Source organism: Moorena sp. SIO4E2 (assembly GCF_010671945.1).
GTDB lineage: Bacteria > Cyanobacteriota > Cyanobacteriia > Cyanobacteriales > Coleofasciculaceae > Moorena > Moorena producens.
On record NZ_JAAHIE010000956.1, the window covers coordinates 1 to 2114 of the forward strand.

Consider the following 2114-nt stretch of genomic DNA (forward strand, 5'->3'; position numbering starts at 1 on the left):
TTCTACTCACTCTAGGTTACCCAACTAGCACTACTGGGGTTATAGAGCCTGAATCCCCTAGGGGTGAAACCCATTTATTACCAAGCATAGAACCGGTAACTGAAACTAGAGTAGCCATAGAGTCAGTAGAGTCAGTAGAGTCACACACAGAGCATCGTGTCGATACAGTTACTAAAGCGGTTTTGGGGACTGGATTGGCAGCAGCAGCAGTTGCCTCTGCCTCGGAGTTAGTAGCAGAACCTCCCCCAGCCGAAGTAGAACCGACTCAGGCAGCACCAGAGACACCTCCAACCATCTCTGCTGACCTTGAGTCTGTAACAACTCCTACCCCAGGGAAACTTGATGATTCATTGATGAATCCCTACACCGTAACTGAGCCAATCATAAAACCTGGATTGGTCGATGAAGTAGTCGATGAAGTAGTTTCTGACGCTGGTTTGTTTCCAGAGATTACTGAGAGTAATGAATTGCCAGAAACTACTGAATTGGAGGAGGAAGAAGCAATAGCAAACTTCCTACAGGATAGGTGGTCAGAAAGTGAGTCAGTCTTGGTACCTCCACCCCCCATTGAAGAGGAAACAGACATTAGTCCTGACTTGCTACCAGATACGGCTCCAGAAGTGGAGTCAGTCTTGGTAACTCCACCCCCCATTGACGAAGAAACAGAGATTATTCCTGACTTCCTACCGGATACGGCACCAGAACTGGAGTCAATCTTGGTACCTCCACCCCCAGTTCCAGAAGAAACCCAGGCTAGTCCCGACTCTTTCCTAGAAACTGAGCCGGAATTGCTAGAAGTCCCCTCAGCCGAACTGGAATCCTCACTGATGCCATCCACAGATAGCACCCAGGCATTAGAAGCGGAAACTGAACAGGACGATTGGGATGACTCGATGTGGGAATTACTGGAATCTGTGCCTGATCAGGAGCTAAGTGACCAAGACGTTTCAGATGCAGAAATTGATCAACAATGGCAGGAATTCGTTGAAGAACAATCGGAACCTGCTGATTTAAAGCCATCCGATGCAGTGGATAATCAAAATTGGGAACTCCTGACATTAGAAGATTTGGAGTCAACACCATTATCACCAGAACCCACAACTGAGGCTTCAAACCATGAATTAGAAGAGGAATGGGGTGATTTGTTTGAAGAAGACACACAACAGATTGATGCAGAAACTAACATCCTTAGCCTAGAATCATTGGAGCTAGAAGAAAATGAGGATTGGGATGATTGGATGTTGGAACAACCGCAGGAGTCATCACTAGAATTGACCACTCCTGAGATAGATTCATTGGATGTCTCTGAGGATAATGAGTGGGATACATTAACGAAAAACGCTAATCCGTTCACTGCACCAAGCAATCTCAATGGATCAGCAACAGATTTAGAACTTGATGAAGACTGGGATGATTTCCCAACTGATGAACTGGAATCTTATCCATCTCTAGGAAATAGCTTGGATCTATCGGCACCTTCGGAAGATCCAGATACTTCAGAACTGACCAATGACCTAACTGATGACCTAACTGATAACCATAAAGTTAATCAGGATGAATCTCAAGAGTTAGATCCGTTTCTAGAAATCTCTGAGATCACCGATCAATCAGAGAAAGCATCTGAGGACCTCATGGAAGATTTGTTTGACTTTCCTGTGGCACAACAGACTGAATCTGAGCCCATAAAACTTGATGATGATAATTGGCCTAGCCTAGAAGAGTCACTATTTATTAAAAAACCACGTAAAAAAGAGGATTAATCTGGGGGTAATTAGCTTTTTCTGGCGCTAAAGGATAAGCAGTAAGCTTTACATCATACTCTTAAGTGTGATCTACAGACTGCCCTAGGTCGATTTTGATTCCATGGAGGAGTCGAAATCGATAATTCGTAAGCATTCAGCGTGTCGCGTATCAGCTATCAGCGTGTCGCGTATCAGCTATCAGCGTGTCGCGTATCAGCTATCAGCGTGTCGCGTATCAGCTATCAGCGTGTCGCGTATCAGCTTATGGCTTATGGCTTATGGCTTATGGCTTATGGCTTATGGCTTATGGCTTATGGCCACACTACTGTTCGCGTAGCGAATGGCTGACGGCTGACGGCTGACGGCTGACTG

Annotated in this window: 2 protein-coding genes; both read left to right on the plus strand. The window is 45.5% G+C overall.

Annotation, left to right across the window (positions count from 1 at the left end):
* Window positions 1-1760: hypothetical protein (locus F6K37_RS39390; protein WP_287256689.1), on the plus strand; the 1760-nt coding region annotated here is incomplete at its 5' end.
* A 141-nt stretch (window positions 1761-1901) separates the two neighbouring features.
* Window positions 1902-2090: a hypothetical protein gene (locus tag F6K37_RS39395; RefSeq protein WP_287256691.1), complete on the plus strand. Its 189-nt coding sequence runs from the start codon at window positions 1902-1904 to the stop codon at window positions 2088-2090.
* Window positions 2091-2114: the final 24 nt, after the last annotated feature.